Origin of the sequence: Actinoplanes sp. L3-i22 (genome assembly GCF_019704555.1) — a bacterium.
GTDB lineage: Bacteria > Actinomycetota > Actinomycetes > Mycobacteriales > Micromonosporaceae > Actinoplanes.
Genome location: NZ_AP024745.1, coordinates 5998210 through 6014318 on the forward strand (window position 1 = coordinate 5998210; position 16109 = coordinate 6014318).

Consider the following 16109-nt stretch of genomic DNA (forward strand, 5'->3'; position numbering starts at 1 on the left):
AGGCTACCGGGTGGATCACCAGCGATGGATCAGGGTGACCACCAGGGTGGCGGTCATGGTGGTGACGAAGACCGCCCAGCCGACCAGATCGCGTGACCCCACCCGCAGGTGCGCGATCAGCGCGCCGACGAAGTACAGGACCAGGCCGGCCGCCGCCAGGACTCCCAGGATCGGCACGGCGAAGCCGGCGAGCAGCCCGATCGCGCCGGCGGCCAGCACCGAGCCCAGCATCGGCATCCACCACATCGGCAGCCGCTTCATCCGGACCTGGGCCTTCGGATAGTCGTGGCCGATCAGGTAGGTGACCGCCGCGCTCCCGGCGAGGAACGCGGCGACGACGGTGAGCGTGACATAGGCAGCGAACATCGGCACTCCCGGGACGGTCGGCGACGGGTCTGCCCTATCGACGAGACAGGCCTACCGAATGTGACCCGCCCTACCGCCGGGCGATGACAACCGCACCCGGGAGCGGGTCTTCCAGGTCGAAGGCGAGCTCGGCGGTCACCGTGAAACCGGCCTCGCGCAGCCACTGCGTCACCCGGCCGAGCGTGCGCCGGTGCACCTGGACCCGCATCGGATGCCCGCCGTACCCCGAGGTCTTCAGCGTCGACCGGTCACCCAGGTGAAACCCGATCAAAATCGGACCCCCAGGCCGCAGTACGCGGTGAAAGTGCCCCAACACGGCCGGCACCGTCTCGTCCGGCACGTGGATCAGCGACCAGAACGCCAGCACCCCCGCGACGCTGCGATCGGCGAGCGGCAGATCAGTCATCGAGCCGACCGCGAACCGCACCCCCGGATGATCGCGCCGGGCCACGTCGATCATCCCGGGTGACAGGTCGATCCCGAACGCGTCCACCCCGAGCCCGCGCAGCCGGGCGGTGACCTGGCCGGGCCCGCAGCCGACGTCGGCGGCCGGCCCGTCCCCGGCGGCCCGCACCAGGTCCGCGAACAGGCTCACCGACGCGGACAGGAACGGCTGAGAATCAAGGGCTTCGCGTACGACGTCGGCGTAGTTGCCGGCCACGGTGTCATAGGAGACCCGGGTGTCGGCGATCCATCCCGCGCTCACGGGCGCAGCACCAGCAGGTCGAGCGTGTCCACCTGCGGCCCGGTCTCCTGGGCCGCCGCGGCGTGCAACCGTTCGAGCCCGGCCGCCCACGCCTCGTCGCTGATCAGCCGCAGCAGCGTGTGCGCCTCCCGGCGCAGCCCGGCGGCCGCCTCGGCCAGCGACGGCGCGGACACCTGCGGGACCGGCTCCAGCGCCGCGGCCGGACACCCGAACGCCTCCTCGATCGCCGCGACACTCGGATACGCGGTATTCAACGCGGTGATCGTTTCCGGCCAGAACCGGCACAGCGTGATCCCCTCGTGCCGGCCCGGGAACACCGACCGGATCAGGACCGGCGCCCCCGGCCGCAGCACCCGGCGGATCTCCCGGGCGGCGGCCGGCAGATCCGCGACGTGGTGGATGACCGTGGACAGCCACACCGCGTCCACACTGGCGTCCGCGACCGGAAGATCCGCGGCGTGCCCGGCCAGGATCGGGCCGGCGACGGCCCGCTCCCGCATCGCCGCGGACGGCTCGACCGCCACCACCCCGGTGCCGGGCCACCACGCGCGGAACGCGGCCGTCCAGCTCCCGGTGCCGCAGCCCAGGTCGAGCAGCCGCATCCCGGGCCGTGGATCGAGGTGCCGGGTGATCGCGTCACGCCAGGCGGCGAGGGCGTCGCCGCCGAGATGACGGGTGGCCTGGAACGCGGCGGCGTCGGCCCGGTCGTATGCGATGAGCGCCATGGTCCACAGCCAACCCGGCGGCACCGCGCCCCGCAACCCCGGTCGGGCTACAGGTGCCGGCGGAAGAACCGGATCGTACTGTCGATCTCGTGATCCGGCAGGTCACCGTGCTTGCCGGGGTTGGCGTGCAAGGTTTTCCCGGCCGACCCGAACGCGTCGAACAGCGCCAGCGCGTGCTCGCGCGGCACCCGCTCGTCGTCCCACTGGAGCAGGAACTCGACCGGCGCGGTGATCGCCGCGGCCGCCTCCCGCGACGCCAGGCCGCTGCCGAGACCGAGCACGGCCGCCCGCACCCGCGGCTCCGCGGCGACGAACGGCACCCCCAGGCCACAGCCCAGCGACACACCCCGATAACCGGCGCGCCGCGCGCCGACAAAATCAAGAACAGACCGCCATTCCCGTACGGTCGTGAGCGCGACCAGGGCATGGAACTCCGCGAGAATCGTGGCGATGTCCGCGCCCGCCTCGATCCGCGTCTGGTTCGCGGTGGCGATCCGGTTCAGTTCCTCGTCGACCGGGCGGTCCCCGTGCCCCGGCACGTCCGGGCAGACGACGGTGAAGCCGCCCTCGGCGACCAGCCGGGTGGCCAGGGCGACCATCTCCGGGGCGGTCTTGTGGAAGCCGCCGCCGTGACCGAGCAGGATCACCGGACGGTTCTCGTCGGGGGTCTCCGGCGCCCACAGCGCGACGGGGACGTCACCGACGGCAAAGAGTTCTTCACGCATAGCGGTAGTGCCTTTCGGGAGAATGCCTGTGCGGGCGCTCCCTAGGCGATGCGCGCGAGGGAGTCCCGACCTGTCACTGCGTTGATCGGACTCACCTCCTCGGCTAGGCCCCGAACCTATCAGAACCGGGTGTTGGCCACCCACCGGGCCAGCAGTGCCCGGTCCCCGGTGGACTCGCCGGGCGGCAGCCGCCGGTTCAGCACCAGCAGCAGTTCCCGGGCGGGCGCGCGGTAGGTGACGTCGGCCGGTCCGGGGCCGTCGCGCCAGACCGCGCCACCCGGGGTGAGCGTGACGTGCCAGTCGTGCTCGCCGTCGCCGAACCGCAGCGTCTGGCCGGTCCCGCGCAGCGCGGCCATCGGCGAGTCCGGGCGGGCGCTGATCGTGGCGAAGCACAGCAGGATGTCACTGACCCCGTCGACGGCCAGATCCTGGTCCAGGTCGCCGCCGGGCTGGACGTCGAACCGGTGGATGATCAGGTCGTGCAGCATCCGGCGCACCCAGAAACCGGCGCTCTGGTGCTGCGGCACCCAGGACCAGAGCGGGGCGTCGAAGCCGCGCTCGCGGACCGCGGTGGTCAGCCCGGCCGCCCCGTCGGTCAGCCAGCCGGCCCACTCCCGCGGGTCGTCCGGCGCGGCGATCAGCGTGTACGGCGCCGGCGCGGCGGCCTGCGCCCGCACCACCGCGGCGGACAGCCGGTGCCCGGTGCCGACGTGCGTGACCAGGTCCCGCACCGTCCACTCCGGGCAGCTCGGCACTTTCTCGTCCGGATCCCGCCCGGTCACCGCGGCGGCGAGCCGTGCGGTCTCCTCCGGCATGGCGTCCAGGTAGCGGTCGGGGGTCAGCCAGTCCATGTGCTCAACCTTCTGATGCCGTACGTCGGAAGCTCTGGTGTTCGGGGCGCAGCGACCCCGTCGTAGGCTATGGCGGGTCTCGCCTGCATCCAAAGGGATCGATCGGCTTCCTGACTCGGCACGGCGATCGAAACGGGGCGACGATGACACCTGAACTGACCACCGAGCGGCTGCGGCTGCGGCAGTGGCACGCCGGCGATCTGGACACCTGGGCGGCGATGAACGCCGACCCGCAGGTCCGCGAGTTCTGGCCGGAGCTGCTCACCCGGGAGCAGGCCGCCGCAAGCCTGGAGCACTTCCGCGGCGAGCTGGCCGACCGCGGCTGGGGCTGGTGGGCGGTCGAGGTGGCCGCGACCGGCGAGTTCATCGGCATGGCCGGCCTCGACCCGGTCGACGACGAGGCCCCGGTCAGCGGCGTCGAAGCCGGCTGGCGGCTCGCCCGCAGCGCGTGGGGCCACGGGTATGCCACCGAGGCCGCCCGCGCCGTGCTGGACCACGGGTTCCAGGTTCTGCGGCTGCCGGAGATCCTGGCGATCTCGGTGGCCGGCAACGAGAATTCCCGGGCCCTGATGGACCGGCTCGGCATGACCCACGATCCGGCCGAGGACTTCGAGGACCTGGACATGCCGCCCGGCCCGTTGCGGCACAGCGTCGTCTACCGTCTGGCGGCCGGCGCCTGGCGGTGACCGCCTGCGCTCGGCCGTTCGCGGGCGCGGCCTCGGATAAAGTGACGCCACCTTCTTTGGAAGAAGCATCCATGGACGACATCGTCGCCCGTATCCGATCCAAACTGGCCGCTGCCTGCACGGAACCTGTTCCTCGCCCGCGGACCTTCGTGCGGGCGCCCGGCGGTCAACGCTTGGGCACTCCGCTCAGCGAAGAACGAGTGGTTGCCTACGAGGCAAGACATGGCATCCGCCTTCCCCATGGCTATCGCAGGTTCCTGCGTGAAATCGGCAACGGGGGTATTGGGCCCGACTACGGGCTGCTCCCGTTGACGCGTTGGTCCGCCCACGACATCCCCACCGCCAATCATCAGCTTGGGCGTGCCTTCGCACTGGAACCAACCGACTCCATCGCCGCTGATTGGGCACGGCTGCGCGCCGTGCAGAGCAACTCGTATGCAGGCACCCACACCGTTGTCCATCGCGGTTGCATGGAGATGACGCTGCTGGTCATCTCAGGACCCGCCCGAGGCCGCCTCCTCGACGCCAACCTCGAAGATCTTGCCGCGCCTCCGGTATTCCACCCCCAACCAAACTTCCTGACCTGGTACGAGCATTGGCTCGACACACTGCCGGAGGGTGAACTCGTCCCCGACTTTCGCCACCAGAGACGCGGCAGCTCCGAGGATCTCGCCGATGTCCTGACCACCTCCGCCTCCCCTGGCGAACGCCAGGCCGCCGCCTACACCCTGGGCGGACGTCAGCCCCTCACCGATCGTGCTCGGGACGCGTTGGCCCGCGCCCTGGCAGACGACCCCGATCGGGGAGTACGGATGGATGCGGCACGGACCCTGGCCGAACTCGACAGCGGGGCTGCCCCGGTGCTGGCATCGGCTCTCAAGGATCCGGATCACTGGGTTCGACGCCGAGCCCTCGTCCACCTGCTCCAGGTCAGCAACGATGAGAACACTCACGGGCCGGCAGCTCGCGAACTTCTGCAGGACGAGAACCCCTACGTTCGGATGGCGGCAGCGGACCTTCTCGACCGTGCTGGATGGATGTCCCGCCCGAGCGAGCGCCAATGATCCGGAAACCGCAGGCGCTCCTGCCACTCCCGCTCCGGATTCAACCCCGGTGGTGCCACCTCGTGGATCAGCGCGACCGCCGCCCGCAGTTCCGCACGCGGCACCACGTCCTCGGTGGCCTTGCCCTCCGGATCCGCTGGTTTCACAAGATCGTCAGTCGATGCCCGGCAACGGCGGGCGGCTGGGTCAGGAGCGGCGGCTGGCGCGGCGGGTGCCGAGGATGAAGGCTGGGTCGCGGTCGAGGTTGTGCCGGTCGCGGTCGTAGCGGCGGGTGGTGCGCGGGTCGGCGTGGCCCATCGCGTCCTGGACGTCCTCCAGGGCGATGCCTGCCTCGCGGGCGCTGGTGGCGAACGCGTGCCGCAGGGAGTGCGGCGACAACCGGCCCGCCGAGGCGATCCCGGCCTTGGCGGCGAGCCGGCGGATCGTCATGAAGATGTTGGGTTCGGCGAGCCGGCCGCCGGTGGTGGCGAACAGCGGCCCGGACAGCGCCTCGACGCTCGTGCCGGCCGCGGCGGCCCGGGCGGCCAGGTATTCGTCGAGGGCCTGCAGGGTGTGCGCGGGCATCGGGCGTTCCCGGTGCACCCCGCCCTTGCCGACGAAGCGCAGGGTGCGGTGCCCGGCGTTGTGGCTCAGGTCGACCAGGTCGCGGTCGAGGGCTTCGCTGATGCGCAGGCCGAGGTCGGCCAGCAGCCGCAGCAGGGCCCGGTCGCGCAGCGCCGCCAGGTGATGGGCGCGGCCGGTCGCGGTCCGGGTCGCGGCGGCGGCCCGCGCGGAAGCCTGGGCGTCGGCGGCGGCGAGCAGCAGGTCGACCTCGTCAAGGGTGAGCCCGGCGGTGGTGGAGGTGTGCCGGTTGACCGCGGGCCGCTTGACGGCGGCGGCCGGGTTGGTGGCCACGACGTCGTCGCTGTTGGCGATCAGATGCGTGTACCAGCTGGAGATCGAGGCGAGGGCGCGGGCGACGGTGCTGGCCGCGGCCGGCCGGCCCGCCGCGGTGGCCAGCTCCCGGAAGACCCGGAACTGGCTCAGGTCGGTGGGCCGGGCGGTGAGCGGGTCGAGGCGTTCCCGATCGCACCAGTCGAGGAAGACGCCGAGGTCGCGGCCGTGCGCGGTCTCGGTGTGCACGGACTCGGCCTCCAGGAGCCAGGCGACGGTGAGGCGGCGCGGACTGTACCGGTTCCCGTCGTCGGCGGGCAGCCCCGGCATCCGCGCGACCAGAGCGGCGATCCGGGTGACGCGCGCGGTCAGCGCACCGTCGTCGCCTCCGGCGGGCACCGGGAGCCGCCCGGCCTGACTCGGCGGCATCCAGGTTCGCGTCGGCTCGAATCCGGGTTCGACGGTCATCGGCGTCCGATCTCTCCAGCAAAAGGACTCATAGGATAACAGTAACTATTCTATGAGTACGGATTGACCCTTCCGAAGCTCCAAGGTGGCCCTTTGGCTGGATTATTGGATTACCGGTAATTGCAATCCAGTAATCCAGGCTCTCCGGAGTGTCAGACCGCCCGACTGAAGTCCGGTCCCATGGAGGTTGAAGGGCAACGCGCCGAACAGCACTGTCCGGGCTGCGACCGGTCGAAGCCGATGGAGCAGTTCCGAAGCCGGTCGGGAAAGCTCACCGCGCGCTGTGGCACATGCCTTGGCGTCGTGCGCGAACAGCATCGGAAGTGGCGGGCACGCATCGGTCCGGAGAAGATCCGCGCCGCGAACCTCTGGAAGAAGTACCGGATCACTCCGGAGCAGTACGACGCGCTGCGCGAGGCCCAGGACTACCGGTGCAAGATCTGCGGCACACATGAGGACGACATCACGGCAGTCCTCAGCGGCCGCCCCCGACTCGACGGACAGCAGACCGCGGAACCGGCGCGGCTCGTCGTGGACCACTGCCACTCGGGTCGCCGGGTGCGGGGCCTGTTGTGCAACCACTGCAACGCGATGATCGGCCAGTCCCGCGACCAGCCGGCAATTCTGCGCGCCGGCGCCGCATACCTGGAGGGCGCCGTCCGGTGCATCCCCTACGCGAGCCGGCGAGGGTGACGGTCGGTGAACGCGCCGTGCCAGACCAGGAAGGGCAAGAACGGAAGTTGGCGGATCAAGCGGCGTGGTGCTGGCCGGTGACCGGAGGGGGCACGGTGCGTTGGCTGACGGCGGTCAAGCGGGCGGCCACGGAGTCGGAGAGGTTGAACGCCAGGGCGGCGAGGGTTGCGGTCAGTTGATCGGCTGAGCGTGGGCCGATGATCAGCGAGGTGATCTCGGGGCGGCTGTTGATCCAGGACAGTGCGATGGCCGGCGCGGTCGTCCTCAGTTCGGCGGCGACGGTGGCTACCTCGTCGGCGATGTCGAAGTGGCGTTCGGCGAGCAGGCCGTTGACGAAGGCGCGGGCCATCGGGCTGGGCATGGCAGCCCACTGGGCGAGCCTCGACCCCTCGGCGGGCGCGGCGCCGCGCTGGTATCGCCCGGCGAGCAGGCCGCTGCCGAGCGGACTGTAGGCGAGTACGCCGAGCCCGTGTTGCCGGCAGGTGGGGACGATCTCGGCCTCGATGGCGCGCATGATCAGGGAGTAGTTGGCCTGCAGGCTGACGAAGGGCACGGCGCCGGCACGTTGCGCGGCCCACTGGGCGCTGACGATGCCGGCGGCGGTGAAGTTCGAGCAGCCCAGGTACCGGACTTTGCCGGAGCGGACAAAACCGTCGAGCGTCGCCATGGTCTCGTCGATCGGGGTGTCCGGGTCCGGGACATGGCACTGGTACAGGTCGATGTAGTCGGTGCCGAGCCGGCGCAGGCTCGCCTCCAGGGCGCGGGTCAGGTGTGCGCGGGACAGTCCTCGGTTGTTGGGGCCGTCGCCCTGCGGCGCTGCCCCTTTGGTGGCCAGGACGACGTCGTCACGGCGGTGCGCGATGGCGCGGCCCACGACTTCTTCGCTGGTGCCGCCCCGGTAGGTGTCGGCGGTGTCGATGAAGTTGTGACCGGCGTCGAGGAACCCGTCGATGATGCGCCGGGCCTCGGGTTCCGGGGTGGGGGCTTGCGGGTCGCTGCCGAAGTTCATCGTGCCCAGGCAGACCCGGGACACGCGGAGGCCGGATCGGCCCAGTGTCGTGTAATCCATGCCGCCCTCATAGAATCGGAATCGTGATTCCGTTTGAAGATATGGAACCTGGATTCCGCTTGTCAACGGCGCTACCCCCGGCGGTTCGGGCGTGATGCGGTCGGATGCGGCCCGCAATCGGGAGAAAGTGCTGGTGGCTGCCGAGGTAGTGCTCGGCGAACAGGGGCCGGCGGCCCGCATGGACGAGATCGCCCGGCGCGCCGGGGTCGGGGTCGGCACCGTGTACCGGCACTTCGCCACCAAGGAGGCCCTGTATGCGGCGATCGTCTCGACCCGTGTCGACCTGCTTCTGCAGGAGGCGGCCCGATTGCGGGCGTCCGCGGAGCCGCAGACCGCGTTCTTCACCTTCTTCACGCAGATCGTCTCGGACGCGGCACGGAAGAAGGCGCTGACCGACGCGTTGCAGGGTGCCGGAGTGGACCTCAAGGCGGAGCAGACCGGCCAGCGGACACGGATGCGCGATGCGCTGGCGGATCTGCTGGACGGTGCCCAGCGGGTAGGCGCCGTCCGGCCCGACATCGGGCTGCCCGAGATTCTCGCGCTGCTGCGTGGGGCCAGCATGGCTGCGGAGACCGGCGAGTACTCCGGGCCGGTGCTCGACCGCGCGGTGGCCGTCCTGTTCGACGGTTTGCGGCCGGCGGCTGCTTCGGGTGAGGGTCGATGACCGGTCAGCCTGGCCACGTTCGCCGGGGTGGCGTCGCGGACGCGGCGGCTCTTGGTGGGCTGCGGGGGATCAAAACCGAGGACCTTGCGGCGTACGGCGATTGGGTTGCCGCCCACGCGCAGACGCATCTGCCGTTCGTGGCCGAGGTTGACGGCTCCGTGGTCGGTGCTGCCTGGCTGCATGTCGCGGAGCGGGTGCCCGGTAACGGCGTGCTCGATCGGCGCTACGGGGACGTCCAGTCCGTCGAGGTGCGCGAGGAGTTCCGTGGGCGTGGCATCGGTGGCGCGCTGATCGCCGCGATCCTGGCCGAGGCCCGCGCCCGTGACCTGCTGCACGTGACCGTGCACTCGGGCCGCCGGTCCGTCGACTTCTACCTGCGGGCCGGCTTCAGCCAGCACCGTCAGCTGCTGTTGTGGAAGCCCTAGCTCGGGAAAGTCCGTCGCGGGGAGGGTGCCGGGCCGGTACGGTGGCCGCCATGACGATGCGAATCGAGTTCTCCCCCGCGCGGTGAGCGCGACCGGCGAGCGTAACGCGCTCGATCACCCGATGACTCTGCTCGACCATGCGCGCCGGACGCCGCACGAGCCGCTGCCGGACAGCGACGTGCACCAGGATTCCCGGAACCCTGACGGAGCGCGGGCGCTGTGGGCCGTGCTGCGGGAGTTCGTCGACGATCCGGGGCTGTCACCGCGGGACCTGCACGAGCGGTGCACCCGGGTGCGGTTCTCCGCCAGGAATGTCAGCCGGGCGGTGCGGGACGGTGTCCCGGAATCGTCGGCGCGGCTGCTGCGGGCCGCCCGGTGGCTGGTCACCAACGGCACGGACCGGCGTGCGGTGCTGCTCGGGCTGGGGCTGCTCGACGGCAATGCCGGACCGGACGACGGACCGGTGATCAGGACCATCGGGCTGCTGCCGTTCGCCGGGCGGGCGGCCGCCGAGGTGCTGGCGAAGATTCCCACCGCGGCCCGGGACCTGATCTGGCTCGCCGAACGGTCACACCCCTCGACGCGGCACTACGCCCTCACGACCCTGGCCGGAAACGCCGACCCGGTGGTACGTCAGTGGGTACTGTCGGCGCCGCGGGACCTGCTCTCCAGTGCGCTCGCCCGGCGCATCGCCGAGCAGTACTCGCTGGCCGAGGCGCTGGGCCGCGCCGACGTGGACGACCGCACCTGGGATCAGGCCGGGACCCTGCTGATCGCGATGACCAGCACCCGCAACCACCGGTACGAGATCCATCAGTACGGACCGGCGGTCGCCGTCTATCGGCGGTGGGTCGAGTTGGCCGGGACCAGGCCGGCGATGCTGGAACGGGCTGCCCTGCTGGCCTCGGTCGCCGAGGATCTGTGCACCGGCCCGGCGGCGCCGGTGGTCGGGGACCTTCGCGCCGGGTTGATCGGGCGGATCGACGCGGTGCTGGCCTCGGCGCCGTGGGTCGCGGCGGTGGATCGGGCCGCGAGCAGCGCTGATCCGGTCGAGGCCCGGCGGGCTGCCTGGATCCTCGGCCGGGCGGGCGGTGGGATACCCGGGGAACGGTTCGCCGTCCGGGTCGTGGTCCCCGATCCGGTGCCGGACGGGTTTCCGCAGGTCGAGGCGCGGATCGTGATCGACGGGAGGCCGATCGTCGCGGCCGCGTTCGACAAGGGGCCCGCCGAGCAGCCGGAGCGACTGCTCGGCGGTCGGCGGCTGCGGGCCACGGTGGAACCCCGGGAGGTGCGGCTTGCCGAGGCGTACTGCACCGAGGGGTGCTGCGGCGGGTTGTACGTGACGATCGTGCGGGACGGGTCCGGCGTGCTCTGGAAGGACTGGCGCTCGTCGATGCCGGGCGACCCGCCGCCGGACGTGCGGTTCGACGCGGCCCGGTACGACCGGGAGCTGGCCCGAGCCGAGCAGGACCACGGCTGGGAGTGGCCGGCCCGCACGGCGGCGCGGCGGATCGTCGAGCGGCTGACCGCTGATCCGACGGTTCTGGGCCGGTGGGACTGTTCGCCGGGCTGGTGCCATGCCTGGCTGAAGGACTTCGACGTGGTCCGTTTCACGTTCGGCTACCCGGCCGGCGCCCGGACGCTCCGGGACCCGAGTATCCAGTTCGGCCAGGTGATCGAGGTGAACGGCCGGGACCCGGAAGTCGTGGCGGCCGAGTTCGTGGAGTCGATGCGGGACACCGATCCGAAGTCTCTCGCCGAGATGGTCGGCGGGAGCAGGGATGCGGCCGGGGAGCTCGGGCTGGTCTACCGCGCGCCGAGCCGCTGGTAGTCGGGTTTGGGTTGACCGCAACCACCCGCGGACGTCGCCCTGGAGGGTCTCGCGTTCTGGGCGCCCCGCGCCCTTGCGAGGCCCGGAAGGGTCCCCGCGGGAGCGACGATCAGTTATCGGCCGCAGCATAGGCAATGATGAATTTGATCTTCCGGGTTTCGGGGCCCGCGGCGACGATCTTGCTGTGTGGCGGGGGTGGTGGTAACTGTTGTCGATGAGCTGGTTCTGCGTGCGGGCGGTTTTCGTGTTCGAGGACGGCCTCGGCGACCAGCGGGCCGCGACCTATGAGGAGCGGCTGACCCTGTGGCAGGCCGCGGATCTGGATGCGGCGATGGCGCTGGCCGAGGGGGACGCGGTGGATTACGCGCGCTGCCTGGACGGCTGTGTGTTCAGCGGGCTGATGCAGGCCTACGAGTTGCCGGAGGAGCCCGGGCACGGTGCCGAGGTGTTCTCGCTGATGCGTGACAGTGCGCTGCCGGCCGAGAAGTACCTGAACACGTTCTTCGACACCGGCCGGGAGCGGCAGGGGGTCACCGACCCGGGCTTACCCTGGATCGCTCGTCGAGGCGGACCTTGATCAGGGAGGCGATCGCGGTCAGGGCGAGCGCGCCGGCGATCACGGTCAGGGACACGCCGATGCCGATGTGCGGCGCCCAGCCGATCGGCTCGCCGCCGTTGAGGAACGGCAGGTTGTTCTCGGCGAGGGCCTGCAGGACCAGTTTGACGCCGATGAAGCCGAGCACCACGCCGAGCCCGATCGACAGGTAGACCAGGCGGTCGAGCAGGCCGCCGAGCAGGAAGTACAGCTGGCGCAGGCCCATCATGGCGAAGACCGTGGCGGTGAAGATCAAATATGGCTGGTCGGTCAGCCCGAAGATCGCCGGCAACGAGTCGAGCGCGAAGATCACGTCGGTGGTGCCGATCGCGACGAAGACCACGATCAGCGGGGTGAAGCGGCGCCGGCCGTGGTGGTCGCGGGTGAACAGCCGGCCGGCGTCGAAGTGGCCGGTCATCGGCAGGACCCGGCGGGCCCAGCGGACCAGCAGGTTCTCCGAGTACTCCGGCTCGTCGCTGTCGTAGCCGAAGACCTTGACCGCGGTGTAGATCAGGAACCCGCCGAAGATGTAGAACACCCAGGTGAACCGGCTGATCGCGGCCGCGCCCAGGGCGATGAACACCCCGCGCAGCAGCAGCGACAGGATGATCCCGACGAGCAGCACCTTCTGCTGGTAGCGGCGCTCGATCCGGAACCGCGCCATGATGATCACGAAGACGAACAGGTTGTCGACCGACAGGCTGTACTCGGTGAGCCAGCCGGCCACGTACTGGCCGGCCGCGTCACCGTCGAAGTGCGCCCACAGGAAGACCGCGAACAGCAGCGCGAGCGCGACGTAGCCGGTGACCCAGAGCGCACACTCCCGCAGGGACGGCTCGTGTGGCCGGCGGCTGACCAGGAACAGGTCGAACAGCACGAGAGCGCCGAGTCCGACGAGGGTGACCGTCCACAACCAGCCGGTTACCTCCACGGGCGAAAACCTCCCAAGCAGTGCCACATCGACGGGGAGCCATGTGCAGCGTCCCAGAGTCGCCGGGGTGACGAAAGGGCCGTTGGACACATCGACAGGGATGTACCCGGCAACGGCCCGATCACTGTCAGTGGTCGGATTTCCGACTGTCGGTGACCAGTTCGGTGACCCATTCCACGGCGGTGCCGGCCTGGGCGGGATCGCCGCCGTGCAGGCCGCCGATCAGCAGCCAGATCCGGTCGGCGGCCTTGGCCGGCTGGCCCAGCCGCTCGACCAGGGTGTCGACCTGGGCGCGGGTGTCGCGCAGATAGGCCTTGGCGACCCGGGCCGGCGCGTCGTCCTCGCCGGGGAACTCGATCAGATGGTTGCGGAACGCGCAGCCGCGGTAGTCGGGGCTCTGAACCAGGTCGGCGACCTCGGTGACCAGGGCGATCAGCTGGCCGGCGGGGTCGGTGGCGGTGGTCAGGGCGGCGGCGATGGACGCGTCGCGACGGGCGCGGACCAGGCGCAGGTAGGCCGCGGCCAGGTCGGCCTTGCTGGGGAAGTGCCGGTAGAGCAGGCCCTTGCCGCAGCCGGCGGCCTCGATCACCTGCGCCATCCCGACGGCGCGGACGCCGTTGCGGTAGAACAGGTCGCTCGCGGCGCTGAGGATGTTGTCCCGGGTGCCGGGGATCGGGGTGCGGGCCATGGTGACCAGCTTAACGGACCGTTCGGTCTGCTTGCGAGTTAATGTTAGACCGATCGGTCCGTTACCCGTTCCGCTATCCGTTCCGCGGAGGTTTCCATGCGAGACGCAGTCATCGTCGACGCGGTGCGCACCCCGGTGGCCAAGGGCAAGCCGTCCGGCGCCTACGCCGGCGTGCACCCGGTCGACCTGCACGCCCACGTGCTGCGCGCCCTGGTCAGCCGGGTCCCCGGCCTCGACCCGGCCGAGATCGACGACATCATCGGCGGCGTCGTCGGCCAGGTGGGGGAGCAGTCCGGCAACACCACCCGGCTCGCCGCGCTCGCCGCCGGCTTCCCCGACTCGGTGCCCGGCGTCACCGTCGACCGCCAGTGCGGCAGCAGCCAGCAGGCGCTCAGCTTCGCCGCCCAGGGCGTGATCTCCGGAGCCTACGACGTGGTCGTCGCGTCCGGCGTCGAATCCATGTCGCGGATCCCGATCGGCAGCCAGACGCTCGGCCTGGACGTCGGCGGCCCGCTGATCGGCGACCGCTACCCCGGCGGCCTGATCCCGCAGGGCGTCGCCGCCGAGCTGATCGCCCGCAAGTGGGGCCTGTCGCGCCTGCAACTCGACGAGTTCGCCCTGCTCAGCCACCAGAACGCGAGCAAGGCGTGGGCCGAGGGCCGATTCGCGGCCCAGGTCGCCGCCCTCAACACCCTGCAAACCGACGAGACGGTACGGGCCCAGGCGAGCCTCGACGCGATGGCCGCCCTGCGCCCGGCGTTCGCCGACCCGCGCTGGGAGCAGCGCTTCGGCACGATCGACTGGAAGGTGACCGCCGGCAACTCCAGCCCGGTCAACGACGGCGCCGCCGCCCTGCTCGTCACCACCAGCGAGCACGCGGCCCGGCACGGCTGGCGCCCGCGCGCCCGGATCCACACCGCGGTCGCCGTCGGCGACGACCCGATCTACATGCTGACCGGCGTCATCCCGGCCACCGCCAAGGTCCTGCAGCGGTCCGGGCTGTCGCTGTCCGACATCGACGCGTTCGAGGTCAACGAGGCGTTCTCCTCGGTCGTGCTGGCCTGGCAGGCCGAGACCGGCGCCGACCCGGCGAAGGTCAACATCGACGGCGGGGCGATCGCGATCGGACACCCGCTCGGCGCGAGCGGCGCCCGGCTGACCACCACCCTGCTCAGCACGCTGGAGCGCACCGGCGGCCGCTACGGGCTGCAGACCATGTGCGAGGCCGGCGGCACCGCCAACGCCACGATCATCGAACGGCTGTGACGCCCTAGGGTGATCGGATGCAGACCTTCTCGGAGGCCACCGCCGTCCACCCCGTCGACGGCGGCTTCCGCGCCGACCTCGACCCGCAGTGGGGCGTGGGCGACAAACTCCACGGCGGCTACCTGATGGCCGTGATCGCCCGCGCGGTCACGGCCACCGCCTCGGGGTTCCCGCACCCGATCGCGATGACCACCACGTTCCTGCGGCCGCCGCGGCCGGGTGGGGCGCAGGTCGCCGTCGAACTGCTGCGCGCCGGGCGCGGCTCGGCGCAGTTCCGCGCCCGGCTCAGCCAGGACGGCGCGGCCTGCGCGGAATCCCTGGTCACCCAGGGCGTGCTCGACGAGGCGGCGCCGTGGTGGTCCGGCCTGCCGACGCCGGCGCTGCCCGCCGAGGAAGAGTGCTACCTGCTGCCGTCGCTGCCGCCGGGCGCCGCGTTCCCGGTGCACCTGCTCGACGTGGTCGAACACCGCCTCGACCCGACCTGCCTGACCTTCGCGATGGGACATCCGTCGACGACCGGCCAGATCAGCGGGTACCTGCGCCTGGCCGACGGCACCGACTGGGATCCGCTGAGCCTGCTCGTGGCGCTCGACCCGACCCCGCCGATCTCGCTGACGCTGGGGATCCAGGGGTGGGCGCCGACGATCACGCTGACCGCGTACCTGCGCCGGCTGCCGGCGGCGGGGCCGCTGCGGATGACGATGCAGTCGGCCGAGGTGACCAGCGGGCGGATGGACGAGACGGCGCAGCTGTGGGACGCCGCGGGCGCGCTGGTCGCCCAGGCCACCCAGCTCGCCGCCGTCCGCTTTTGACAACCAATTTCGCGGTACGGCGGAAGGGCCGGTCCCGCCGCGAGCGTCGCGTGCGACCACCGACCCGGTGGGTCACTGCCACGCCTCGAGTGCCAACCGTTCCGCCAGGATCTTCTTGACGTGCGAAGGCGGTAGCGGGCGGCTGAAGATCCGGGACAGCGGCTGATCGGGATGCAGGCCGAGCCGCCACAGGGCGTCCGCGTCGATGTCCAGGTAGTGCCAGCACCACCAGCGGCCGGTTTCGTCGTCGCGGCCGCACATCACGCCGCCGCGGACCTCGCCCTCCGCGAACGGGCCCCAGTCGATGCCGCGGTCGGCCAGTCAATCCGCCAGGGAGAAACGACCGCCACTGTTCGAGGAGTACACCGACACCCAGTTGCTCATGGCGCCACCGTACAGAATCCGATGTGTCCCTGGTCAAGGGGTTTAGCGGGCGTTAGTCGGTGCTCGCGAACGTCCGGCTGGGGAGGGCGTCCAGCTCCTGGCTCCAGGCGGCCGCGGCAGCGAGCAGGTCGCCGAGGTCAACGGTGCTGTCGATGACCAGCCATCGGTCGTCCCGGGCCCCGGCGTCCGGCGGGAACTGCCAGCGCACCGGTCGCAGGCGCACGGTGAAGCCGGTATTCCCCTCGATCAGCACTCGGCGACTGTAGATCGTCTCCGTGCAGGCTTGT

Annotated in this window: 20 protein-coding genes; 9 read left to right on the plus strand and 11 right to left on the minus strand. The window is 71.2% G+C overall.

The window, feature by feature from the left end; translation table 11 throughout:
• Nucleotides 1-15 precede the first annotated feature (15 nt).
• The 5 genes from L3i22_RS26835 to L3i22_RS26855 form a co-directional block, all read right to left on the minus strand.
• Nucleotides 16-366 (minus strand): DoxX family protein, encoded by a 351-nt coding sequence (locus tag L3i22_RS26835; protein WP_221329703.1) that lies wholly within the window; start codon nt 364-366, stop codon nt 16-18.
• A 70-nt stretch (nt 367-436) separates the two neighbouring features.
• The gene (locus tag L3i22_RS26840; RefSeq protein WP_221329704.1) at nt 437-1072 is read right to left on the minus strand and encodes a class I SAM-dependent methyltransferase; all 636 of its coding nucleotides are present in this window, start codon (nt 1070-1072) and stop codon (nt 437-439) included.
• Complete coding sequence (locus L3i22_RS26845) at nt 1069-1797, minus strand: class I SAM-dependent methyltransferase (protein WP_221329705.1); 729 nt, start codon at nt 1795-1797, stop codon at nt 1069-1071. Before L3i22_RS26845 ends, L3i22_RS26840 begins: the two co-directional genes overlap by 4 nt.
• A 47-nt stretch (nt 1798-1844) precedes the next feature.
• Nucleotides 1845-2522: a dienelactone hydrolase family protein gene (locus tag L3i22_RS26850; RefSeq protein ID WP_255658628.1), complete on the minus strand. Its 678-nt coding sequence runs from the start codon at nt 2520-2522 to the stop codon at nt 1845-1847.
• Nucleotides 2523-2641: 119 nt separating this feature from the next.
• Nucleotides 2642-3373 carry a maleylpyruvate isomerase family mycothiol-dependent enzyme gene (locus L3i22_RS26855; RefSeq protein WP_221329706.1) on the minus strand — a complete coding sequence of 244 codons (732 nt, stop codon included), beginning with the start codon at nt 3371-3373 and terminating at the stop codon, nt 2642-2644.
• A 143-nt stretch (nt 3374-3516) separates the two neighbouring features.
• On the opposite strand from L3i22_RS26855, the gene L3i22_RS26860 reads away from it, so the two are divergent.
• Together L3i22_RS26860 and L3i22_RS26865 are read left to right on the plus strand one after the other, a co-directional pair.
• Complete coding sequence (locus tag L3i22_RS26860; RefSeq protein ID WP_221329707.1) at nt 3517-4059, plus strand: GNAT family N-acetyltransferase; 543 nt, start codon at nt 3517-3519, stop codon at nt 4057-4059.
• A 71-nt stretch (nt 4060-4130) separates the two neighbouring features.
• Nucleotides 4131-5123, plus strand: coding sequence for a HEAT repeat domain-containing protein (locus L3i22_RS26865; protein ID WP_221329708.1), 993 nt, complete (start codon nt 4131-4133; stop codon nt 5121-5123).
• Between the two features lie 186 nt (nt 5124-5309).
• Here the strand turns inward: L3i22_RS26865 and L3i22_RS26870 are convergent, their stop codons facing one another.
• A complete protein-coding gene (locus L3i22_RS26870) occupies nt 5310-6464 on the minus strand; it encodes a tyrosine-type recombinase/integrase (RefSeq protein WP_255658629.1) in 1155 nt (384 codons plus the stop codon).
• A 303-nt stretch (nt 6465-6767) separates the two neighbouring features.
• On the opposite strand from L3i22_RS26870, the gene L3i22_RS26875 reads away from it, so the two are divergent.
• Complete coding sequence (locus L3i22_RS26875; protein WP_221329709.1) at nt 6768-7157, plus strand: endonuclease VII domain-containing protein; 390 nt, start codon at nt 6768-6770, stop codon at nt 7155-7157.
• A gap of 55 nt (nt 7158-7212) precedes the next feature.
• Here L3i22_RS26875 and L3i22_RS26880 read toward each other — a convergent pair whose 3' ends face one another.
• On the minus strand, nt 7213-8226 hold the full coding sequence (locus L3i22_RS26880) for an aldo/keto reductase (RefSeq protein ID WP_221329710.1): 1014 nt from the start codon (nt 8224-8226) through the stop codon (nt 7213-7215).
• 133 nt (nt 8227-8359) lie between these two features.
• Between L3i22_RS26880 and L3i22_RS26885 the strand changes: the two genes are divergently transcribed.
• The 4 genes from L3i22_RS26885 (at nt 8360) to L3i22_RS26900 (ending at nt 11723) form a co-directional block, all read left to right on the plus strand.
• Nucleotides 8360-8890, plus strand: a complete 531-nt coding sequence (locus L3i22_RS26885) for a TetR/AcrR family transcriptional regulator (protein ID WP_221329711.1) — start codon at nt 8360-8362, stop codon at nt 8888-8890.
• Nucleotides 8887-9315, plus strand: a complete 429-nt coding sequence (locus L3i22_RS26890; RefSeq protein WP_221329712.1) for a GNAT family N-acetyltransferase — start codon at nt 8887-8889, stop codon at nt 9313-9315. Before L3i22_RS26885 ends, L3i22_RS26890 begins: the two co-directional genes overlap by 4 nt.
• A gap of 121 nt (nt 9316-9436) precedes the next feature.
• A complete protein-coding gene (locus L3i22_RS26895; RefSeq protein WP_221320311.1) occupies nt 9437-11146 on the plus strand; it encodes a hypothetical protein in 1710 nt (569 codons plus the stop codon).
• A gap of 214 nt (nt 11147-11360) precedes the next feature.
• The gene (locus L3i22_RS26900) at nt 11361-11723 is read left to right on the plus strand and encodes a hypothetical protein (RefSeq protein ID WP_221320312.1); all 363 of its coding nucleotides are present in this window, start codon (nt 11361-11363) and stop codon (nt 11721-11723) included.
• On the opposite strand, the gene L3i22_RS26905 is transcribed toward L3i22_RS26900, so the two are convergent.
• Nucleotides 11677-12672: a TerC family protein gene (locus L3i22_RS26905; RefSeq protein WP_221320313.1), complete on the minus strand. Its 996-nt coding sequence runs from the start codon at nt 12670-12672 to the stop codon at nt 11677-11679. The genes L3i22_RS26900 and L3i22_RS26905 overlap by 47 nt on opposite strands.
• A 127-nt stretch (nt 12673-12799) precedes the next feature.
• Nucleotides 12800-13360 (minus strand): TetR/AcrR family transcriptional regulator, encoded by a 561-nt coding sequence (locus L3i22_RS26910; protein ID WP_221320314.1) that lies wholly within the window; start codon nt 13358-13360, stop codon nt 12800-12802.
• A 96-nt stretch (nt 13361-13456) separates the two neighbouring features.
• Here L3i22_RS26910 and L3i22_RS26915 point away from each other — a divergent pair, with 96 nt between their 5' ends.
• Both L3i22_RS26915 and L3i22_RS26920 read left to right on the plus strand, forming a co-directional pair.
• Nucleotides 13457-14626 carry an acetyl-CoA C-acyltransferase gene (locus L3i22_RS26915; RefSeq protein WP_221320315.1) on the plus strand — a complete coding sequence of 390 codons (1170 nt, stop codon included), beginning with the start codon at nt 13457-13459 and terminating at the stop codon, nt 14624-14626.
• Nucleotides 14627-14643: 17 nt separating this feature from the next.
• Nucleotides 14644-15438 carry a thioesterase family protein gene (locus L3i22_RS26920; protein ID WP_221320316.1) on the plus strand — a complete coding sequence of 265 codons (795 nt, stop codon included), beginning with the start codon at nt 14644-14646 and terminating at the stop codon, nt 15436-15438.
• Nucleotides 15439-15510: 72 nt separating this feature from the next.
• Here the strand turns inward: L3i22_RS26920 and L3i22_RS26925 are convergent, their stop codons facing one another.
• Together L3i22_RS26925 and L3i22_RS26930 are read right to left on the minus strand one after the other, a co-directional pair.
• On the minus strand, nt 15511-15702 hold the full coding sequence (locus tag L3i22_RS26925) for a hypothetical protein (protein WP_221320317.1): 192 nt from the start codon (nt 15700-15702) through the stop codon (nt 15511-15513).
• A 172-nt stretch (nt 15703-15874) separates the two neighbouring features.
• On the minus strand, nt 15875-16075 hold the full coding sequence (locus L3i22_RS26930; protein ID WP_221320318.1) for a hypothetical protein: 201 nt from the start codon (nt 16073-16075) through the stop codon (nt 15875-15877).
• Nucleotides 16076-16109 lie beyond the last annotated feature (34 nt).